Source organism: Candidatus Accumulibacter phosphatis (assembly GCF_000024165.1).
Taxonomy (GTDB): domain Bacteria; phylum Pseudomonadota; class Gammaproteobacteria; order Burkholderiales; family Rhodocyclaceae; genus Accumulibacter; species Accumulibacter phosphatis.
The window spans coordinates 4,707,162-4,725,760 of record NC_013194.1 but is presented as its reverse complement, the minus strand read 5'-3'; the positions used below and the strand labels follow the sequence as shown (position 1 = coordinate 4,725,760).

The following is an 18,599-nucleotide window of genomic DNA, read 5'->3' as shown; positions in this document are numbered from 1 at the left end:
AGACGAATGACCACCTATAGCTCATCGCATCCACAGCATTATTTCGTACCTCAACCGAGCCCCTATCCCTTCATTCTCTCGGGCGGCATGTTCCTGCTGGCTCTTGGCTTCATTCTGAAGATGAACGCCTTCGCCGCGGGGAACTGGATCATGCTCGCCGCCACCGCCGTGATCGCCTTTGTGGTCTACAACTGGTTCGGCAAGGTGATCGGTGAGAACCAGAGCGGGTCGTACAGTGAGTGGGAGGACAAGTCGTTCCGCTTTGGGATGGTTTGGTTCATTGCCTCCGAGGTCGCTTTTTTTGCGGCGTTCTTTGGCGCCTTGTTCTACGTACGCAACATCTCGGTCCCGGCGCTGGCTGGCATGGACCCCGCATTTACACTATGGAAGGACTTTACCGCGGCCTGGCCGTCTGCTGGTCCAAAAGGTCCCGCTTTTACGCCGATGGGAGCCTGGGGAATTCCTGCGCTGAACACGACAATCCTGCTGACGTCCGGCGCCACACTGACCTGGGCGCACTGGGGGCTTCTCAAGAACAATCGCAGTCAGCTCAACCTGGGCCTGCTGCTGACCATCGTTCTCGGTGTCACCTTCCTCGGCTTTCAGGCGTACGAGTACTACCATGCCTACACGGAACTGGGTCTGACTCTCGGCGCGGGCGTCTATGGTGCGACCTTTTTCATGCTTACCGGTTTTCACGGGTTTCACGTGACGCTCGGTGCGATCATGCTGATGGTGGTTTATGGTCGTTGCCTGCAAGGACACTTTACGGCGGAGCGGCATTTTGCCTTTGAAGGTGTCGCGTGGTACTGGCACTTCGTCGATGTCGTCTGGCTAGGCTTGTTCATTCTCGTCTATTGGCTGTAGCCGGGTATCCAGCCAAAGCGGAAGCCAACCAGGAGCAAAGCGAAGATCAGGATCGACAGGCCGATGCGCAGCGTCAGCGCCTGCGCGGTGCGGACCCCGGTGCCGCGGTCGCGGTAGAGAAAGAAGAGCCCGGAAAAGAGGCTCCCCACCACACCGAACAGCAAGAGAATGACGATGAGCTTGAACATGGCTGACTCCGGTGAAAGGAGTGCCGATTATGCTCGCAGGGCTGGCAGCAAGGCAAATGCGGCCAATACGACGAGGTCGGTTCTGCGCTTTCGGCCGCGCTGGTGGTCGACGCTGCTCGTGCTGCTGCTTGTCCCGTTGTTCATCTCCTTTGGTCAATGGCAATGGAACAAGGCCAGTGTCAAAGAGGACAGACAGACCCTGCGCGATACGCGCAACGGCGAGTCGGCGGTCCACATGCCGAGCACGCCAGCCGATCTGGAATTGTTGCGCTACCGTCGGGTGGTTGCTCGCGGTAGCTACGAGCCTGAGTTCCAGATCCTGGTAGACAACCGCATCTACCGCGAACAGGCCGGCTATCACGTCATAACTCCCTTGCGACTCGAGGGCAGTGAGATGCGTGTATTGGTCAATCGCGGCTGGGTGCCGGCGCTCGCCGACCACAGCCGCTGGCCGCGCGTGGCGACTCCTGCTGGCGTTGTCGAGGTGTCGGGGGTGGCGACGGTGCCGGGAACACGCTATCTGATGTTGGGCCCCGATTCCCCGAATGCCGACGGTTCGGGTTGGCAGGTCGTCTGGCAGAATCTGGATCTGCCGCGCTACCAGAAGGTGAGCAAGCTGTCCCTGCAACCGGTGGTGATCGAGCTTGCCGCAGATAGCCCGTCCGGCGGTTTTGCGCGCGAGTGGCCACGCCCGGACGAGCGGATCGATCGCCATATTGGTTACGCCTTCCAGTGGTGGGGTTTCGCCGGCGCCACGTTGATCATCTGGGTGGTTGTCAACCTCCGCCGGCAGCCGTGAAATGCCAGCCATGAGGGTTGCCACACTGACTCCCGGGCGTCGGACCATGCTGCTCGTGACAGCTCTTCTCGCGCTGCCGTTTGCTGTTGCTTTCGGGCTCTACTTCTTTGAGTGGCGTCCCGCCAAACTGGCCAACCACGGCGAGTTCATCGTGCCGCCATTGCCGCTGCCGGAAACGGGCCTGTCGCTGGTCGACGGTAGCCCGCTGCCGACCGCCGATCTGCGGCGCAAATGGACTCTGGTGATGATCCAGACCGCACCCTGCACGATGGCCTGTCAGAAAGATCTGCACCAGATTCGCCAGGTGCAGGTGGCGTTGAACAAGGAAATGGTGCGTTTGCGACGTGTGCTGATGGGCAGCAGCGTTACCGGATTGCGCGCCGATCCGGCACTGGTGGACGTGCAGCGGAGTTATCCGGACCTGCTGATCGCCGCTCCCGACGTCGGCCAGCCGGGAGAGGCATGGCGGACGATTCTCGCCGCATCCGGCTATCGCTTCTATATCATCGACCCACTGGGCAACGTCATGATGCGCTACCCGCAAGAACCCGAGATGCAGGGAATGCTCAGGGATCTCGAACGTCTGCTCAAGTACTCATGGGTCGGATAGGACGGCGAGGCAAATGAGCGTGATCAGTACCAGCCCCCGGCGGTCGGCCGGGCAACGCCTGGCGGCCTTCTTTGAACTGTGCAAGCCCCGGGTCAACAGCCTGATCGTGTTCACCGCAATGATCGGGATGTTTCTTGCTGCTCCATCGTTTCCGCCCTTCGCTCTCTTCGTCGTGGCGTCGCTCGGCATTGCCCTGGTCGCGGGTGCGGCGGCGGCGATCAACTGTCTGATCGAGCAACAGATCGATGCGAGGATGGCGCGTACGCGCGCACGTCCGACGGCTCGCGGCGAAGTGTCCACGGCGGAAACGCTGACCTTGGCGACGCTGGTTGGGGGCTTTGGGCTGTGGGTGCTGCACGCCTTCGTCAATCCGCTGACGATGTGGCTGACGCTGGCGACCTTCCTCGGCTACGCGGTGATCTACACCGTGCTGCTGAAGCCGGCCACGCCGATGAACATCGTCATTGGCGGCGCTTCCGGCGCGATGCCGCCGCTTCTCGGCTGGTCGGCGATCACCGGCCAGGTCGGCCCGGAAGCGCTGGTCCTGTTTCTGATCATTTTCATCTGGACGCCACCGCATTTCTGGGCTCTTGCCTGCTACCGCTGTGCCGACTACGCGCAGTCCGGCTTGCCGATGCTGCCGGTAACCCACGGCATCCCGTTCACCTGCCTGCACAGCCTGCTCTACGTGGTGATGCTTTCCGGTGCGACCATCCTGCCTTATACCCTGGGCATGAGCGGTCCGTGGTATCTGGTTGCCGCGCTGATCCTCGACGCCATCTTCCTCGTCTACAGTGTTGCGCTCTGGCGCGACTACAGCGACAAGCTGGCCCGACTCACCTTTCGCTACTCGATCATCTATCTGACGCTGCTCTTCGCTGCCCTGCTGGCGGATCACTTCCTGCGCTGATCGTCGATCATCGCGCAAGCGCGGCCAGCAGTTTGTCATGGATGCCGCCAAACCCGCCATTGCTCATGACCAACACCTGATCACCGGGGCGTGCCGTGTCGGCAAGGCGTCGCACGAGCCGATCGAGGTCGTTCTCGACGACCGCCTTGTCGCCGAGCGGGGCAAGTGCCTCTACGACGTTCCAGCCAAGATCCGCGGCGTAACAGAAGACCAGATCGGCGTCAGCCAGACTCGCTGGCAGCATGCTCTTCATGATCCCGAGTTTCATGGTATTTGAACGCGGCTCGAGGACGGCCAGGATGCGTGCGCCGCCAACCTTGCGTCGCAGTCCGGCAAGGGTCGCGGCAATCGCTGTCGGATGGTGAGCAAAATCATCGTACACCTGGACGCCGCCGGCTACTCCGCGGAGTTCGAGGCGCCTCCGGACATTCTCGAAGCGTGAAAGCGCCGCCAGACCCCGAGCCAGCGGCACCCCGGCGTGTCTGGCGGCAAGGAGTGCGGCAACGGCATTGCTGCGATTATGGTCACCCGCCAGGCCCCAGCGGGTCGTGCCGACCACGGAGTCACCCCGTAGAAGCTCTAGTGAGCCATCGCTGTCGCTTCCCTCGGCCCGCCAGCCATCGGCGTCATTGAATCGCTCGATGGGTGTCCAGCAGCCTCGGGCCAGAACGTTCTCGAGCGAGGCTTCTGCGGCATTTGCGACGATCAGAGCGTTGCCGGGCAGGATGCGCACAAAATGATGGAATTGCGTTTCGATCGCTGCCAGATCGGGGAATATGTCAGCGTGATCGAATTCGAGATTGTTGAGGACGGCAGTTCGTGCGCGGTAATGCACGAACTTCGATCGCTTGTCACAGAAAGCCGTGTCGTACTCGTCGGCCTCGATCACGAAGAAAGGCGACTCGGCGTCTTTGCCCGCGAGGCGCGCGGAAACCCCGAAATTCATCGGCACGCCGCCAATCAGGAAACCAGGACTGAGCCCCGCATGTTCGAGAATCCACGCCAGCATGGCGGCCGTGGTGGTCTTGCCATGCGTTCCTGCTACAGCCAGCACCCAGCGTCCCTGCAGTACGCGCTCGGCCAGCCATTGCGGTCCCGACAGGTAGGGCAGGCCGTGCTCGAGAATCGCCTCAAGCAGCGGATTGCCGCGTGCAATGGCGTTGCCGACGAGGTAGCAATCCGGTTCGAAGGCGGTCTGTGCCGCATCGTAGCCTTCGACGACCTCAATCTCCGCGGCTTCGAGTTGCCGGTTCATCGGTGGGTAGACGGCGCTATCGCAACCGGTGACATGATGACCCGCGGCGCGCGCCAGCTGCGCTACCCCGCCCATGAAGGTCCCGCAAATGCCGAGGATGTGAATGTGCATGTGCCTATCCAAGTTAGAATTCGCGAAAGCGAGGCGCGATTGTAACGCTGCACCAGTGCCGCCGCGCATCATCCGTCATCTTGTCATGACCACGCCACGTCGGGACGCCTTTATGAGCAGCCGCCAGGATCGCCAGCGCAGTTCCCAGCAGCGCAGCCGAATTGCCGGACTCGCCGCACGCTTGATGGCCGAAGACGGCATCACTGACCTTGCTCTCGCCAAGCGCAAGGCGGCGCGCAAGCTCGGTCTGCCGGACTGCGCCGCCATGCCGGATGACAGCGAGGTCGAAGGCGAACTGCGAACCTACCACCGCCTGTTTCAGCACGCCGAACAGCAGGCGAGGAGCATTCAGCTGCTACGCGCGGCCGCGCGGGTAATGGAAACGATGCAGAGCTTCAATCCGTATCTGAGTGGCCCGGTCCTCGAGAGGACGGCGGGTCGCTATACCGAGATCGACATCCAGCTGTTCGTCGACAGCGCCAAGGACGTTGAAATCTTCCTGCTCAACCAGCACATCTCCTTCAGCCACAGCCCGCCGCGCAGCGATCGTGCCGAAGCGGTGCTGACGCTCGTCTGTGACGACGTAGTCGCCAACTTGGTGATTTACCCGCATGACGAGGAGCGCGTAACTTGCAAGACACGTGATGGCCGGGTTCGCGAACGCGCCCGCCTGGAAGCCGTGAACAAGTTGTTGGCGGAAGGTTGATGCTTCGGCGATGAGACGCAGCAGTGTCTTCCTGGTTGGCGTGTGCGCTGCCATCATCGGCGTGCTGGCCGGAAGCCGGGTCGGTTTCCTGCGCAGCAGTGCCCTGCCGCAGTCTGCAACGGCGGTATCGGCAGCGGGCGTGGCTCGGCTCTTTGCCAGCCACCTCAACGATCCCGCCGGGCATTCGAACTCCCTGCTGCAATGGCAAGGCAAGACTCTGGTCGTAAACTTCTGGGCGACCTGGTGCCCCCCTTGTCGGGAGGAAATGCCCGCCTTCTCGCGGCTGCAGGAGCGTTACGCGGCACAGGGCGTTCAGTTCGTCGGGATTGCGCTCGATTCCGTCGAAAACGTGCGAACCTATCACGCACTCTCGCCGGTCAGTTACCCTCTGCTGATCGGCGGCCCGGAGGGTGGCGCTCTGGCCCGGGATCTGGGGAACAAGAGCCTGAGCCTTCCCTATACCGTGGTCATCAACCCGCAAGGCGAGGTGCGCCTGATGCAGATGGGGGCACTGGCGGAGAGCGATCTGGAGCGGATTCTGGCCAGGACGGCTGACCGCTAGGGAAAGCCGTAGAGTAGACAAAATGAGGCGATTTGCGGCAAACTTGCGGCCATGAAGAAGGAAGACGACAGTTCGCCGGCGGGCGAAGATCTGCTGGCGGTGTCGAGGCGGCGCGTCCTGTTCAAACCCAATCGCCATCTCCTCGGGGTTCGCCAACATCGGCATCATGGCTCGCTGACGTGTCGGGTGCCGCTGGAGCTTGCCTGCTTGCCGGGCCAGATCGCCGCAGAGTGAGGCCTTCGACCATCGGCAAGGCCTGCCGATCGTCTGGGTACGGCTGCCAACAGGAACAATCGTCCGGAGGGAATCCATGGATCTGCGAAAACTGAAGAAACTCATCGACCTCGTCGAAGAGTCCAGCATCACCGAACTCGAAATCAACGACGCCGAGGAGAGGGTTCGTATCGTCAAGCATGGCGCCCCACCCGGCCAGCAAGTCTGGCCAATGCCACCGGCTGCGCACGCGCAGGCAGCGACCCTGGCGACAACGCCGGTTGCTGCCACTGTGGCGGCCGAACCGGAGCTTCCCGAGGGTGACGTACTCAAGGCGCCCATGGTCGGTACTTTCTACCGGGCATCCAGCCCGGGTGCCGAACCGTTCGTGCAGGTTGGCAGTTTGGTAAAGGCTGGCGATACGCTGTGTATCATTGAGGCGATGAAGTTGCTCAACGAGATCGACGCCGAGACTGCGGGGACGGTAAAGGCGATCCTTGTCGAGAATGGTCAGCCGGTTGAGTACGGTGAGCCGCTGTTCATCATCGGCTAGGGAGAATCATCGGCCATGTTCGGGAAAGTCCTCATCGCCAACCGTGGAGAAATCGCCCTGCGTATTCAGCGAGCGTGCCGCGAGTTGGGTATCAAGACCGTCGTCGTGCACTCGGAGGCGGACCGCGAGGCCAAGTACGTCAGACTTGCCGACGAATCGGTGTGCATTGGTCCGGCGCCCTCCGCGCAGAGCTACCTGAACGTTCCGGCAATCATCTCGGCGGCCGAGGTCACCGATGCGCAGGCCATTCATCCGGGCTATGGCTTTCTTTCCGAGAACGCGGATTTCGCCGAGCGTGTCGAGTCTTCCGGCTTTGTGTTCATCGGTCCGCGTCCCGAAACCATCCGTTTGATGGGCGACAAGGTATCCGCCAAGGAGGCCATGCGCATTACCGGCGTCCCCTGTGTTCCCGGTTCCGACGGTGCGTTGCCCGAAGATCCGATGGAGATCCTGCGTATTGCCAAGGCAGTCGGCTACCCGGTGATCATCAAGGCGGCCGGCGGCGGCGGCGGACGCGGGATGCGCGTCATCCATACCGAAGCGGCGCTGATCAATGGCGTGACGATGACGCGTGCGGAGGCACAGAGCTTTTTCGGCAATCCAAACGTCTACCTGGAGAAGTACCTCGAGAACCCGCGGCACGTCGAGATTCAGGTGCTTGCCGACAGCTTCCGGAATGCCGTCTACCTTGGCGAGCGCGATTGCTCGATGCAACGTCGCCACCAGAAAATCATCGAGGAGGCGCCGGCACCGGGTATTGCTAGCCGGCACGTCGTGCGCATCGGCGAGCGTTGTGCCGAAGCGTGCAGGAAAATCAACTACCGCGGCGCGGGCACGTTCGAGTTCCTTTACGAAAACGGTGAATTCTTTTTCATCGAGATGAACACGCGCATTCAGGTCGAGCATCCAGTTACGGAACTGATCAGCGGCGTCGATCTCGTTGCCGAACAGATCCGCATTGCTGCCGGAGAGAAGCTTCGTTTCCGACAGCGCGATCTCAGTTTCCGTGGCCACGCCATCGAATGCCGAATCAACGCCGAGGATCCTTTCACCTTCGTTCCCTCGCCGGGCAAGATCAGCTTCTATCATCCCCCCGGCGGGCCCGGCATTCGCGTCGACTCGCACATCTATCAGGGGTACACGGTTCCGCCACACTATGACTCGATGGTTGCCAAGGTGATTTCCTATGGGGACAGCCGCGACCAGGCTATCCGGCGTATGCGTATTGCCCTGTCGGAAATGAGCATCGAGGGTATCAAGACCAATATCGCCCTGCATCAGGAATTGCTGCACGACGCTCGCTTCATGGAAGGCGGTACGAGCATCCACTATCTCGAGCAACGCCTGGCGGCCAAGGACGAGGTCAAGAAGGGCGGCTGACAGGCAGATCATCGATGGCCTGGCTATCCCTCGGCATGGAAACCGACTGCCTGCACGCCGAGGCGCTTGCCGACGCGTTGCTCGAACACGGCGCGCTGGCGGTCAGTATCGAGGATGCGGACGCCGGGACGCCTAACGAGAGTCCTCAGTTCGGCGAGCCCGGATCGCTTACCCGCCCGGGCTGGGATCGCTCGCGGGTCGTCGCTCTGACCGCCGCGAACACCGACGCCGCTCGCCTGATCGCCGCCTGTGCAAAACAGGCCGGTCTGGCCACTTCACCACCCTACACACAGGAGGCGGTTGCCGAGCAGGATTGGGTGCGCGTGACCCAGGCCCAGTTTGAACCGATTCGTGTCTCGGCTCGTTTGTGGATCGTTCCTTCATGGCACGACGCGCCTGACCCCGAGGCGATGGTTCTCGTTCTTGACCCCGGGATGGCCTTCGGCACGGGGTCTCACCCAACCACTCGCCTGTGCCTGGAATGGCTCGAACGCAGCGTCACACCGGGGCTGTCGGTCCTTGATTACGGCTGTGGTTCCGGTATTCTCGCCATCGCGTCGGCGCGGCTGGGTGCCGCCGAGGTTGTCGGTGTCGACATCGACGAGCAGGCGGTGATCGCGTCGAGAAGCAATGCCGAGCGCAATGGCGTCAGCGCCCGCTTCCAGGGCTCGGGGCGCGAGTTGAACGGGCAGTTCGACCTCGTCGTCGCCAACATTCTCGCCAACCCGCTCAAGGTTCTGGCGCCGGCGATCTGCGGCCACGTACGTCGCGGTGGCCGGCTGGCGCTTTCGGGCATTCTGTCTGAGCAGACCGGCGACCTGATCGCAGCGTATGCGCCGTACTTGCCGCTGCATCTGGCGGATACCCGTGATGGCTGGGTGTGTCTTGCCGGCGTCAAGCCCTGATCCCCATGAAGACCGCCTGCCCAAATTGCCAGACGGTGTTTCGCGTTACTTCCGAGCAGCTCAGGGCGCGTGCCGGGAAAGTTCGTTGTGGACGATGCCAAAACGTTTTCAATGCGCTTGACAGTTTGCTCGACGACAGCGAACCGGTGACCAGCCCGGCCTCAGAGGCCAATCGCGAAGCGGTCACACCGCTTGCGGTTGGCGCCGCGCTGCCGCGCGATGAAGAAGCGCTCGCTGCCGAGACCGCGTCGATCGCCAACTTCCCTGGTGGCGCGCCGGCAGGCTCGTCGCCATCTGTGGGCTCGCCGGCCACAAGTCCCGAATGGACCGCTGCTGCTGCCGATGCAGAATCAGCAGCGGTCGGTGGTCTTGCGCCCCCCGAGTCGCCCGCCGAAGTTCCAGCTTACGGCAGCTGGCTGGCGCGGGTAAGCGGCAGCCCGGGCGTGCCGGTGCGTCGCGTCTTGACGAAGTCCCTGGCCCTCGCCGCCCTGTTGCTGGCGCTGGTGCTCGCCGGTCAGCTCGTTTTCCATTTTCGCACCGCCATCGCCATCGCGACGCCCGGCCTGCGGCCTGCGCTGGCGGCGCTCAGTGAGGCCCTGGGCAGCGAAATCCCGCTGCCTCGGCATGCCGAGATGATCAGCATCGAAGCCTCGGACCTGCAGAACGAGCCGGGGCGTGGCCGGCTGTTGGCCTTGCAGGCGACGCTGCGCAACGCGGCGACCTATGCCCAGGCCTACCCGGCGCTTGAACTTGCCTTGACCGACACCAGCGACAAGGTCATCGTGCGTCGCGTCCTCCTGCCCGTCGAGTATCTGCCAGCGGCCGTTGTCGACAACGGGGCCTTTGCACCGAATGCCGACGTCGAGGTCCGCCTGTGGCTCGAGGCCAAAGATATTCAGGCGGCAGGTTACCGGCTGTACGTCTTTTACCCCTGAGCGTTCTGCCGATCCGGCGGGACGGCACCTGCCGGTGGGGATGCTATACTTTTTCTCCACCCCCTTCGACTCCGGAAATACCATGTCCACGCTCATCTGCGGCTCGATCGCCTTCGATAACATCATGGTTTTCCATGATCGTTTCAAGAACCACATTCTTCCCGAGCAGATTCACATCCTGAACGTCGCCTTTCTGGTACCGGAAATGCGCCGGGAATTTGGGGGTTGCGCGGGCAACATCGCCTATAACCTTAAACTGCTGGGCGGCGAGCCAATGATCATGGCCACCGTCGGCGACGATGCGGATGCCTACCTCGTGCGGCTCGACGACCTCGGCCTGTCGCGCGCGCATGTGCGCCGGATTGCCGGGAGCTTTACAGCGCAAGCCTTCATCACCACCGATCTTGACGACAATCAGATCACCGCTTTTCATCCCGGGGCAATGACTTACTCACACCTCAACCGGGTTGCCGACGTGCCGAAGGTCACTCTTGGAATCGTCGCTCCCGACGGGCGTGATGGCATGCTCCAGCACGCGCATGACCTTGCGCAGGCGGGCATTCCCTTCGTTTTCGACCCTGGCCAGGGGCTGCCCATGTTCTCGGGTGATGAACTGATGAGTTTCATTCGGCTGGCCGACTACGCCTGTTTTAACGACTACGAAGCCAAGATGCTTTGTGATCGGACTGGCCGGTCGCTCGAACACCTGGCCGGCGAGCTTGAAGCGCTGATCGTGACGCTCGGCGGCGAGGGCTCACTCATCCACGCCAATGGTCGCCGCCATGAGATTCCCTGTGTTCAGGCGGATGCCGTCGTCGACCCCACCGGATGCGGTGATGCCTATCGTTCGGGTCTATTGCACGGGATTGCTGCCGGCTGGGACTGGGAGAAGGTTGGGCGTCTGGCGGCGGTGATGGGCGCGATCAAGATTGCGCATCGCGGCGGTCAGAATCATCGTCCGAGCCGGAGTGACATCGCCGAGTGCTTCAATAGGGCTTTTGGTACCACCCCGTGGTGAGAGGTCGAACGACGAAAGGCGTTTGGCCGGTCGTCGGCGTCGGTTTTCGGCTGCCTGCTCGCGGGCTGCGCTGACGGCAGACGGGGATCGTCAGGCTGAATGACGGCGAAGAGTCTGCCGTCATTCAGGAGCCCGATCAGCGGCTATTTTCCGCCAAGTTCAAGGACAGGTCTTTTTCCCGGGCGCTGCGCTACGCGCCTCACCCACTCGTCATCGACTGTCGGCCGGCCGCTGCCTTGCCCTGCGCGGCCTTGCACTCGTTGGCGAGCGGTCGTCCACTGTTGACGTCCATCAGGACGCTCTTCCAGGGCAGGTCAATCCAGAGCAGGCCATTCTTCCGGTCCTCGTAGCGGGGGAGGCCTGAGGTGGAGTCGTAACGCTGCAGCGTGTGACGACTTCCCTGCCAGTTCAGCTCGATCAGATTGGCGTTGCGCGCATCGCGCTGGATTTCCACGCGTTGGCCCAGCTCGCAACGGTACACGCCACTGGCGAGCTGGAATTTGAGTTGCTGCTGCTCCCTGGCTCGTGCTGCCGTCGGGCGTGACCCGGAAGCGTCAAGCTGTGGTTCGGTCGTGGCGCAGGCGGCCAGCATTCCGCACACGGCGGTCGCCGCGACCGTCTGGATCAGGCGATTAAGAGTCACGTTGTTTCGTCTCAGGTAGTTGACGGGGAGAGAAAAAATAGCACGACTGGTGAGCGCACGGAAAAAAACGACTTGCGTCGAGATGCCCAAGGCGGGGCCGAGGGCCAACTTCGCCGGCAGGCAGACTTCAGGTCCCCGGAGGAGATGGAATCGTGGAGGACAGGGGTCATGCGAAATGCTGGGCCCTTGCCGGCTCGGCGACCAACCTCTCGCCGTCTGGTCAGCAGATGACCGCTTCAGGTCGCCGTTTCTCCTGCCGAGCAATCCACCTGAAATATCGCTCGATCATCGAGGCGCACGGCCGTCAGATGGCGGCCCCAAAGGCAACCGGAATCCAATGCCAGCAAATTGTTTTCGATCTTCAGTCCAAGCGCCGACCAGTGGCCGGTGACGAGCACGTCACCGGCGCTACGCCTGCCCGGCACGTCGAACCATGGTACGTGGTCGGCAGGTGCGGCGCTTGCTTCACCCTTGGTCTTGAATTCCATGACGCCGTCGAGTGAACAGAAACGCATTCGCGTCATCGCGTTAACGATCACTCGCAGGCGAGGCCAGCCCGCAAGTTCGTCGCACCACGAGGCCGGCTCGCTCCCCCACATGTTGGCCATGAATTCCAGGTAGCCCGGGCCGGCGAGCGTTGCCTCGACCTCTGCTGCCAGCGCCCGCGCCCGCGTTACCGTCCACTGCGGCAGCAGGCCGGCATGCACCATGCAGAACTGCCCCTCGTGATGGCAGAGCGGTCGGTGCCGCAGCCAGTGAAGCAGTTCATCGCGGTCCGGCGCATTCAGGATCTCATCGAGTGTATCGCCCTTGTTGCGCCTGCCGAATCCTTCCGCGGCCATCAGCAGGTAGAGGTCATGATTGCCGAGGACCGTGATGGCCGTGTCGCCGAGATTACGCACGAAGCGTAAGGTGTCGAGCGAGCGCGGCCCACGATTGACCAGATCGCCCACCAGCCACAGGCGGTCGGCAGACGAGTCGAAACTGCATTCCGCGAGGAGCCGCTGCAGGGAGTCGAAGCACCCCTGGATGTCGCCAATTGCATAGGTTGCCATCGCCGGCGAGACTCAGGCAGCGCGTCGCTGCTGCCAGCGCCAGGCGTCCCGGCACATTTCATCGATGCCACGCCGCGCTGCCCAGCCCAGCAGGTCCTTGGCCAGCTGCGGATCGGCATAGCATGCCGCAATATCTCCGGGTCGGCGCGGCATCAGCGCATAGGGTACCGGCCGTCCGCTGGCTGCTTCGAAGGCACGCACCATGTCGAGCACCGAATAACCGCAACCGGTACCCAGATTGACAGTCAGCAAGCCGCCCTTGTCGAGCAGATAATTCAGTGCCGCCAGATGGCCTTCGACCAGATCCATTACGTGTATATAGTCGCGTACGCCGGTGCCGTCGGGTGTTGGATAATCGCTGCCGAAAACACTGAGCTGCGGCCGTTTGCCGGCGGCCACCTGCGCCACGTAGGGCAGCAGGTTGTTGGGTACTCCGCTCGGCTCCTCGCCGATCAGGCCAGTCTCGTGTGCACCTACCGGATTGAAATAGCGCAGGCGGGCAATTCGCCATTCCGGGTCGGCCCGCGTCAGGTCGGCAAGGATGTCTTCGATCATCAGCTTGCTTTGCCCGTAGGGATTGGTCGCCGAGCGGGGAAAGTCCTCGCGAATCGGAACCGAAGCCGGGTCGCCATAGACGGTTGCCGACGAACTGAAAATCAGCGTCCTGACCGCCGCTTCGGCCATTATCTCGCACAGGGCGACCGCTCCACCGACGTTGCAGTCGTAATAGCGCAGGGGTTGAGCGACCGACTCGCCAACCGACTTGAGGCCGGCGAAGTGAAGCACCGCATCGATGGGTGACGCCGCGAAGATCCGACGCAGCAGGGCACGGTCACGGACATCTCCTGCGAAGAAAGTGGGCAGTTGCCCGGAAATACGGGCGACCCGCGCGACTACCTCGGCCTGGCTATTGGAAAGGTCGTCAAGCACCGTTACCGAATGTCCCGCAGCCAACAGCGCAACGCAGGCGTGCGAGCCGATATAACCGGTGCCTCCGGTCACCAGGACGTTCATGTGCAGCTACGCAGGTAGCGGGATCAGGGCTTGTGGACCAGGAAGTCGTTCTTGTCGCGTCCATGAGCGACAAGACTGGTCAGCCAGTTCGGCGCCTTGCCGCGGCCGGACCACGTTTCGCCGTTGGGGCCGCGATACTTGACGGCGACAGGCGTCCTGGTCTTTCCAGCCATCTGCGCGGCGCTGGGTGTGAGTTTGAAGCCACAATCCGCTGCCGTCAGGCCGTATTCGGCGATAAGTTGTTTGGCCTGAACTACGGCAGCCGCCACCTCCTGGCTGCGCGTTTCCTCGATTTGTTTTTCCAGTTCCGCGCGTTGTACGAGTAGTTCCTTGTAAGTCGCCATGAGTTCCTCCTAGGGGTAAATTGTTCGGGGACACGAAAAGCCGCCAATTCCAACACGCGCGAACAAATCCGTCAAGCAGAATAGCGTCGCAATCGCGTTCGTCCGGCACATCCTTGGACAACGGTTGCGTGACGACGGCACGGGTTTTCCTGCGCCGAATGCGCACTTGCGGCTCGCCGGCTATCTCGTTAAGTCAGGCTGCCAACGAGGGTTTTCTCTACTCGCTGAAGATTAATCAATTAAAGTCGGCATGTGCACTGTTCGGAAGAGCGGGATAATCAAGTGCGGCCGCATCAATCGCGCACCCAGTGCCCGGACTTGCCGCCGGATTTCTCGACTAGTCTAATCCCCTCGATGCGCATGCCACGATCGATCGACTTGCACATGTCGTAGATCGTCAGCAACCCGATACTCGCGGCACAGAGCGCTTCCATTTCGACGCCGGTGCGACCGAAGCACTCCGCACGACTCAGGCAATGCACCGCGCCGGCTGGCGCATCAATCTCGAAGTCGATGGAAACCCTCGTCAAGGCCAGCGGGTGGCAGAGGGGAATCAGTTCCGAAGTGCGCTTGGCGCCCTGAATCGCGGCGATCCTCGCGACACCGAGCACATCTCCCTTGCTGGTTGAACCGGCGACGATCAGAGCCAGCGTTTCTGCTTGCATGTGGATGCTGCCCGCCGCGCTCGCCTGACGACGGGTCTCGGATTTTTCGCCGACGTCGACCATTTGCGCCTGGCCTCTGGAATTGAAATGCGTGAGTGGGTTGGCGGGCATCGGTATCGTGAATGCAGGGCAAGGGTTGGGAACCGGACCATCCCGCCGAACGTGCGGTTGATCACTGGTAACTCTTTGTAACAATTCGACAGCTAGCGATTGGGTATGATACGTCATCCTTCCCAGCATGGGCTGGAGTTGCCCGGGAGTTCCCTTGATCAGAATCACTCTTGCTGCCCTGTCGTTCGTCGTGCTGGCCCTGCTCGGTCGTCCCCAAGCGGTTCTCGCCGATGATCTTCCGGATCTGGGCGAGGCGGCGCGCTCCGAGTTTTCGCCACAGTTGGAGCGCAAGATCGGCGAACGGATCTTTAACGAAATCCGCCTGCGCGAGCCGAGCTATGTGGACGATGCCGAGATCAACGACTACCTGAATCGTCTTGGTAGTCGCCTGGTGGCAGCCAGTCCGAACCCGACGGTCGACTGCCAGTTCTTTGCCATCCGCGATAACACGGTCAACGCTTTTGCGATGTTTGGTGGATTCATCGGCGTGAACACAGGGACCCTGCTGACCGCGCAATCGGAGTCTGAACTGGCCGGCGTCCTGGCGCATGAAATCTCGCATGTCACGCAGAATCATCTTGCCCGGCAGATTGCCCGGGAGAAGCAGAATTCGATCGCCACGATGATCGCAATGGCGGTTGGCGTCCTCGCCGCCCGATCCAATTCGCAGGTGGCGAGTGCGGCGATCGCCTCGGCGCAGGCCGGTTCGATACAGTCGCAATTGGCCTACAGCCGAGATTTCGAACGCGAGGCCGATCGTATGGGATACCAGACACTGGCCAGTGCCTGCTACAACGTGCGCGGCATGGGCGACTTCTTTGGTCGCCTGCAACAGGCGGGGCGGGTTTACGAGAACAACGCGCCGGTGTATCTACGCTCGCATCCATTGACTGTCGAGCGCATCTCGGACATGCAGAATCGGGCAGATGGCTCTCCCTATCGGCAGGTCGCCGACAGCGTGGACTTCCACCTCGTGCGGGCGAGGATCCGGGTGCAGGCGAGTGGTGCTCGCGAGGCCGTCGGCGACTTCGGCACCCAGCTGCGGGAGAAGAAATACGCCTCCGAGGCGGCGACTCGCTACGGCCTGGCGTACTCGCTGCTGCGGGCGAAGGAGGTCGCCGCAGCGCAGCGCGAAGTCGAGGCCCTGCTTGCGCTGAAGTTGTCCTCGCCCATGATCGCCGGTCTGGCTGCCGAGACAAGACTGGCGTCAGGCGATCAGGCCGGCGCCTTGCTGATCTATCGTGATGCCTTGCAACGGTATCCCCAGTCGAGGGCGCTGGTCTATGGGTATGCCGAGGCGCTCCTTGCCGCTGGACAGTATGAGCAGGGCCAGCGCTTTCTTGACGCGCAGTTGCCACTGTATGCTTCCGATTACAGGCTGTACGGCTTGCAGGCCAGGACCTTTGCGCTCACCGGCAAGCGCCTGCAACAGCACCGGGCCCAGGCGGAGTTCTATCTTTTGCAGGGCCAGTTGGGGCCGGCGGTCGAGCAACTGCAATTTGCGCAGCAGGCCACCGACGGCAGCTTCTTCGAACAGTCCGCTGTGGACGCCCGGCTGCGCGAGTTGCGCAAGCTGCAGGCCGAAGAAGCCAAGCAAAAGAGGAATGGCGGTTAAAATATGCCCCCGCTTTCGTTCTGGAACCGACCATGCACTTCGACCGAGAACTCGATGTCAAGGGGCTGAACTGCCCGCTACCGATTCTGCGCACCAAGAAAGCATTGTCCGACATGTCACCGGGTCAAGTCCTCCACGTTCTGGCGACGGATCCCGGTTCGCTGAAGGATTTTCAGGCCTTCGCCAGGCAGACCGGCAACGAGCTGTTGTCCAGCGCCGAGGTCGACCGGGTGTTCGAGTACTTCCTCAAGCGCAAGTAAGGGCCGACTTCGCCGGGTGGAGGCTCCGTTGCCAAGGCTACGTCGGCCGTTCCCGGTGGAGGCACCCGAATGATGGCCGCGAGTGGCCAGCGCAGCCATTTCGCGCTGTTTGACGGCGACGCTGGCGGTGCCCTTCTGCTCACCGGCTGGCTCCGCTACTGGCAGGTAGAGGCGTCCGACGATCCGGTGCCGGTGTTCACCGCGATCGAAGCCGCGCTCGCTGCCGGACAGTGGGTGGCGCTGGCCGCCGACTATGGGCTCGGCGCCAGCTTCGAGGCGGCCGTGCCGCCAGCTCCCCGAGGCCGTCCGGTGTTGCGGGCCTGGCTTTTCGCCGAAGGCCAGCGGCTCGCCGCGGGGGCGGTGAATGCCTTTCTTGCGGAGAGGCTGGCGACGATTCCCGAGCATCTCCGAACGGCCGGGATTGCCGAACTGACGCCCGCCGTCGATGCCGCGACGCACACCTCGCAGGTGAGGCAGATTCTTCGCTGGATCGCGGATGGCGATTGTTACCAGCTCAACCTCACTTTCCCCTTGACTTTCCAGCTCTACGGTCATCCGCTGGCGCTCTACGCGGGCCTGCGCGAGCGACAGCCGGTTCGCTATGGTGGCTACGTCGATACGGCCGAGGCGACGATACTCTCGTTCTCGCCCGAGCTGTTCTTCGAGCGCTGCGGCGCTCGGGTGGTAACGCGCCCGATGAAAGGTACGGCAGCACGTGGCGATTCCCCTCTGGAAGATGAGGCGAGACGTACAGCCCTGCTGTCGTCGACCAAGGAGCGCGCCGAGAACATCATGATCGTCGATCTGCTGCGCAACGATCTGGGGCGTCTGGCGAAGCCGGGCGGAGTGAGTGTTACTACCCTCTGCGAAGCGGAGGCTTATCCGACGCTGTGGCAGATGGTGTCCACGGTGACGGCGGATGTGCCCGGAACCTGTCTGGCCGAATTGTTCCGCGCACTCTTTCCGTGCGGGTCGATTATCGGCGCGCCCAAGATACGCGCTATGCAGCGAATTGCCGAACTGGAAGCGTCGCCACGCGGGCTGTACACGGGTGCGCTGGGCTGGCTGGCGCCGGGGGGCGACTGCCGCTTCAACGTTGCCATCCGTACCATCGAACTGGGGTCGGAGCGCCAGGCCCGGCTCGGTGTCGGAAGCGGCATCGTGGCCGACGCCGATCCGCGCCGCGAATACGCGGAATGCCTGCTGAAGGCGAGCTTTCTGAGCGGCTTCGATCCGGGCTTTGAACTGGTCGAAACTCTACGCCTGCAAGCCGGCGCTTACCCTCTGCTGGCGCAGCATATCGAGCGCCTGCAGGCCTCGGCCAAGACACTTGGTTTTGCCTGTCCGCTGCCAGCGGTGTCGGCGAAACTGGCCAACGAGGCGGCGTGTCGGCAACGTGGTGTCTATCGCGTTCGTCTGACGTTGGCGCATGACGGGCGTTGCCAGGCCGTGTCCTCGCCAATGCCGAACGACGAGGGGATGTCATGGCGCGTCGTCCTGGCGGACGAAGTGCTGGAGGCAGACGACTACCTGCTGCGCCACAAGACGACGGCCCGTGCTCGCTATGATCGCGTTCTGGCAGCGCTGGCCGGGCGGGCAACGGTGTTCGACGCCATTTTCCTGAATGCTCGGGGCGAGGTGTGCGAAGGCGCCCGCAGCAACGTCTTTGTCGAGCGCGACGGCATCTTGCTGACGCCGCCAGTCGCCTGCGGCTTGCTCCCCGGGGTCTTGCGCCGAACCTTGCTGGACTCGGGTCGGGCCGTCGAAACGGTCTTGCGCCTGGAGGATCTGGTACAAGGGCCTGCGCTCTATGTCGGCAACGCCTTGCGTGGTCTGTTGCCCGTCTTCCTGGAATGTTGAATGCTGACGGCGACCGGCAG

General features: G+C 62.5%; 22 protein-coding genes and 1 pseudogene. 16 read left to right on the top strand and 7 right to left on the bottom strand.

Features of this window, described 5'->3' with window-relative positions; all coding sequences use genetic code 11:
• Nucleotides 1-6: 6 nt before the first annotated feature.
• Nucleotides 7-867 (top strand): cytochrome c oxidase subunit 3, encoded by an 861-nt coding sequence (locus tag CAP2UW1_RS20640; RefSeq protein ID WP_015768555.1) that lies wholly within the window; start codon nucleotides 7-9, stop codon nucleotides 865-867.
• On the opposite strand, the gene CAP2UW1_RS20635 is transcribed toward CAP2UW1_RS20640, so the two are convergent.
• A complete protein-coding gene (locus CAP2UW1_RS20635; protein ID WP_015768554.1) occupies nucleotides 855-1,055 on the bottom strand; it encodes a twin transmembrane helix small protein in 201 nt (66 codons plus the stop codon). The genes CAP2UW1_RS20640 and CAP2UW1_RS20635 overlap by 13 nt on opposite strands.
• Between CAP2UW1_RS20635 and CAP2UW1_RS20630 the strand changes: the two genes are divergently transcribed.
• The 3 genes from CAP2UW1_RS20630 to cyoE are packed head-to-tail and all read left to right on the top strand — an operon-like array spanning nucleotide 1,054 to nucleotide 3,374.
• Complete coding sequence (locus CAP2UW1_RS20630; RefSeq protein WP_081444239.1) at nucleotides 1,054-1,854, top strand: SURF1 family protein; 801 nt, start codon at nucleotides 1,054-1,056, stop codon at nucleotides 1,852-1,854. The genes CAP2UW1_RS20635 and CAP2UW1_RS20630 overlap by 2 nt on opposite strands.
• A 46-nt stretch (nucleotides 1,855-1,900) precedes the next feature.
• The gene (locus tag CAP2UW1_RS20625; RefSeq protein WP_041567950.1) at nucleotides 1,901-2,464 is read left to right on the top strand and encodes an SCO family protein; all 564 of its coding nucleotides are present in this window, start codon (nucleotides 1,901-1,903) and stop codon (nucleotides 2,462-2,464) included.
• 13 nt (nucleotides 2,465-2,477) lie between these two features.
• Nucleotides 2,478-3,374 (top strand): heme o synthase, encoded by an 897-nt coding sequence (gene cyoE, locus CAP2UW1_RS20620; protein WP_015768551.1) that lies wholly within the window; start codon nucleotides 2,478-2,480, stop codon nucleotides 3,372-3,374.
• A 7-nt stretch (nucleotides 3,375-3,381) separates the two neighbouring features.
• On the opposite strand, the gene mpl is transcribed toward cyoE, so the two are convergent.
• A complete protein-coding gene (gene mpl, locus CAP2UW1_RS20615; protein ID WP_412566875.1) occupies nucleotides 3,382-4,809 on the bottom strand; it encodes a UDP-N-acetylmuramate:L-alanyl-gamma-D-glutamyl-meso-diaminopimelate ligase in 1,428 nt (475 codons plus the stop codon).
• Between the two features lie 43 nt (nucleotides 4,810-4,852).
• Between mpl and CAP2UW1_RS20610 the strand changes: the two genes are divergently transcribed.
• From CAP2UW1_RS20610 to CAP2UW1_RS20575, 9 genes and pseudogenes are all read left to right on the top strand, one after another.
• Entirely contained in the window at nucleotides 4,853-5,446 is a 594-nt protein-coding gene (locus tag CAP2UW1_RS20610; RefSeq protein ID WP_015768549.1) for a hypothetical protein, read from the top strand.
• Between the two features lie 10 nt (nucleotides 5,447-5,456).
• Nucleotides 5,457-6,008 carry a TlpA family protein disulfide reductase gene (locus tag CAP2UW1_RS20605; RefSeq protein WP_015768548.1) on the top strand — a complete coding sequence of 184 codons (552 nt, stop codon included), beginning with the start codon at nucleotides 5,457-5,459 and terminating at the stop codon, nucleotides 6,006-6,008.
• Nucleotides 6,009-6,059: 51 nt separating this feature from the next.
• A complete protein-coding gene (locus tag CAP2UW1_RS20600) occupies nucleotides 6,060-6,242 on the top strand; it encodes a hypothetical protein (protein WP_015768547.1) in 183 nt (60 codons plus the stop codon).
• A gap of 76 nt (nucleotides 6,243-6,318) precedes the next feature.
• Nucleotides 6,319-6,774 carry an acetyl-CoA carboxylase biotin carboxyl carrier protein gene (accB, locus tag CAP2UW1_RS20595; RefSeq protein WP_015768546.1) on the top strand — a complete coding sequence of 152 codons (456 nt, stop codon included), beginning with the start codon at nucleotides 6,319-6,321 and terminating at the stop codon, nucleotides 6,772-6,774.
• A gap of 15 nt (nucleotides 6,775-6,789) precedes the next feature.
• The gene (accC, locus tag CAP2UW1_RS20590) at nucleotides 6,790-8,154 is read left to right on the top strand and encodes an acetyl-CoA carboxylase biotin carboxylase subunit (RefSeq protein WP_015768545.1); all 1,365 of its coding nucleotides are present in this window, start codon (nucleotides 6,790-6,792) and stop codon (nucleotides 8,152-8,154) included.
• 14 nt (nucleotides 8,155-8,168) lie between these two features.
• A complete protein-coding gene (prmA, locus tag CAP2UW1_RS20585) occupies nucleotides 8,169-9,059 on the top strand; it encodes a 50S ribosomal protein L11 methyltransferase (RefSeq protein ID WP_015768544.1) in 891 nt (296 codons plus the stop codon).
• 5 nt (nucleotides 9,060-9,064) lie between these two features.
• Nucleotides 9,065-9,124, top strand: a pseudogene (locus tag CAP2UW1_RS26250) (MJ0042-type zinc finger domain-containing protein); the annotation flags it as partial.
• An 81-nt stretch (nucleotides 9,125-9,205) separates the two neighbouring features.
• Nucleotides 9,206-9,994 carry a DUF3426 domain-containing protein gene (locus CAP2UW1_RS20580; RefSeq protein WP_291911664.1) on the top strand — a complete coding sequence of 263 codons (789 nt, stop codon included), beginning with the start codon at nucleotides 9,206-9,208 and terminating at the stop codon, nucleotides 9,992-9,994.
• A gap of 82 nt (nucleotides 9,995-10,076) precedes the next feature.
• Nucleotides 10,077-11,012 carry a carbohydrate kinase family protein gene (locus CAP2UW1_RS20575; RefSeq protein WP_015768542.1) on the top strand — a complete coding sequence of 312 codons (936 nt, stop codon included), beginning with the start codon at nucleotides 10,077-10,079 and terminating at the stop codon, nucleotides 11,010-11,012.
• Between the two features lie 199 nt (nucleotides 11,013-11,211).
• Here the strand turns inward: CAP2UW1_RS20575 and CAP2UW1_RS20570 are convergent, their stop codons facing one another.
• The 5 genes from CAP2UW1_RS20570 to moaC all read right to left on the bottom strand — a co-directional run bounded on the left by CAP2UW1_RS20570 (nucleotide 11,212) and on the right by moaC (nucleotide 14,844).
• The gene (locus CAP2UW1_RS20570; protein WP_041568792.1) at nucleotides 11,212-11,655 is read right to left on the bottom strand and encodes a hypothetical protein; all 444 of its coding nucleotides are present in this window, start codon (nucleotides 11,653-11,655) and stop codon (nucleotides 11,212-11,214) included.
• A 236-nt stretch (nucleotides 11,656-11,891) separates the two neighbouring features.
• Nucleotides 11,892-12,710, bottom strand: a complete 819-nt coding sequence (locus CAP2UW1_RS20565; RefSeq protein WP_015768540.1) for a symmetrical bis(5'-nucleosyl)-tetraphosphatase — start codon at nucleotides 12,708-12,710, stop codon at nucleotides 11,892-11,894.
• Nucleotides 12,711-12,722: 12 nt separating this feature from the next.
• Nucleotides 12,723-13,724 (bottom strand): UDP-glucose 4-epimerase GalE, encoded by a 1,002-nt coding sequence (gene galE, locus CAP2UW1_RS20560; RefSeq protein WP_015768539.1) that lies wholly within the window; start codon nucleotides 13,722-13,724, stop codon nucleotides 12,723-12,725.
• A 23-nt stretch (nucleotides 13,725-13,747) separates the two neighbouring features.
• Nucleotides 13,748-14,068, bottom strand: a complete 321-nt coding sequence (locus CAP2UW1_RS20555) for an H-NS histone family protein (protein WP_015768538.1) — start codon at nucleotides 14,066-14,068, stop codon at nucleotides 13,748-13,750.
• A 293-nt stretch (nucleotides 14,069-14,361) separates the two neighbouring features.
• Nucleotides 14,362-14,844: a cyclic pyranopterin monophosphate synthase MoaC gene (moaC, locus tag CAP2UW1_RS20550; protein ID WP_041567948.1), complete on the bottom strand. Its 483-nt coding sequence runs from the start codon at nucleotides 14,842-14,844 to the stop codon at nucleotides 14,362-14,364.
• A 127-nt stretch (nucleotides 14,845-14,971) separates the two neighbouring features.
• Between moaC and CAP2UW1_RS20545 the strand changes: the two genes are divergently transcribed.
• The 3 genes from CAP2UW1_RS20545 (at nucleotide 14,972) to pabB (ending at nucleotide 18,579) form a co-directional block, all read left to right on the top strand.
• On the top strand, nucleotides 14,972-16,459 hold the full coding sequence (locus tag CAP2UW1_RS20545; RefSeq protein ID WP_015768536.1) for a beta-barrel assembly-enhancing protease: 1,488 nt from the start codon (nucleotides 14,972-14,974) through the stop codon (nucleotides 16,457-16,459).
• A gap of 32 nt (nucleotides 16,460-16,491) precedes the next feature.
• A complete protein-coding gene (locus tag CAP2UW1_RS20540; protein WP_015768535.1) occupies nucleotides 16,492-16,719 on the top strand; it encodes a sulfurtransferase TusA family protein in 228 nt (75 codons plus the stop codon).
• A 69-nt stretch (nucleotides 16,720-16,788) separates the two neighbouring features.
• Nucleotides 16,789-18,579 carry an aminodeoxychorismate synthase component I gene (gene pabB, locus CAP2UW1_RS20535; protein WP_015768534.1) on the top strand — a complete coding sequence of 597 codons (1,791 nt, stop codon included), beginning with the start codon at nucleotides 16,789-16,791 and terminating at the stop codon, nucleotides 18,577-18,579.
• Nucleotides 18,580-18,599 lie beyond the last annotated feature (20 nt).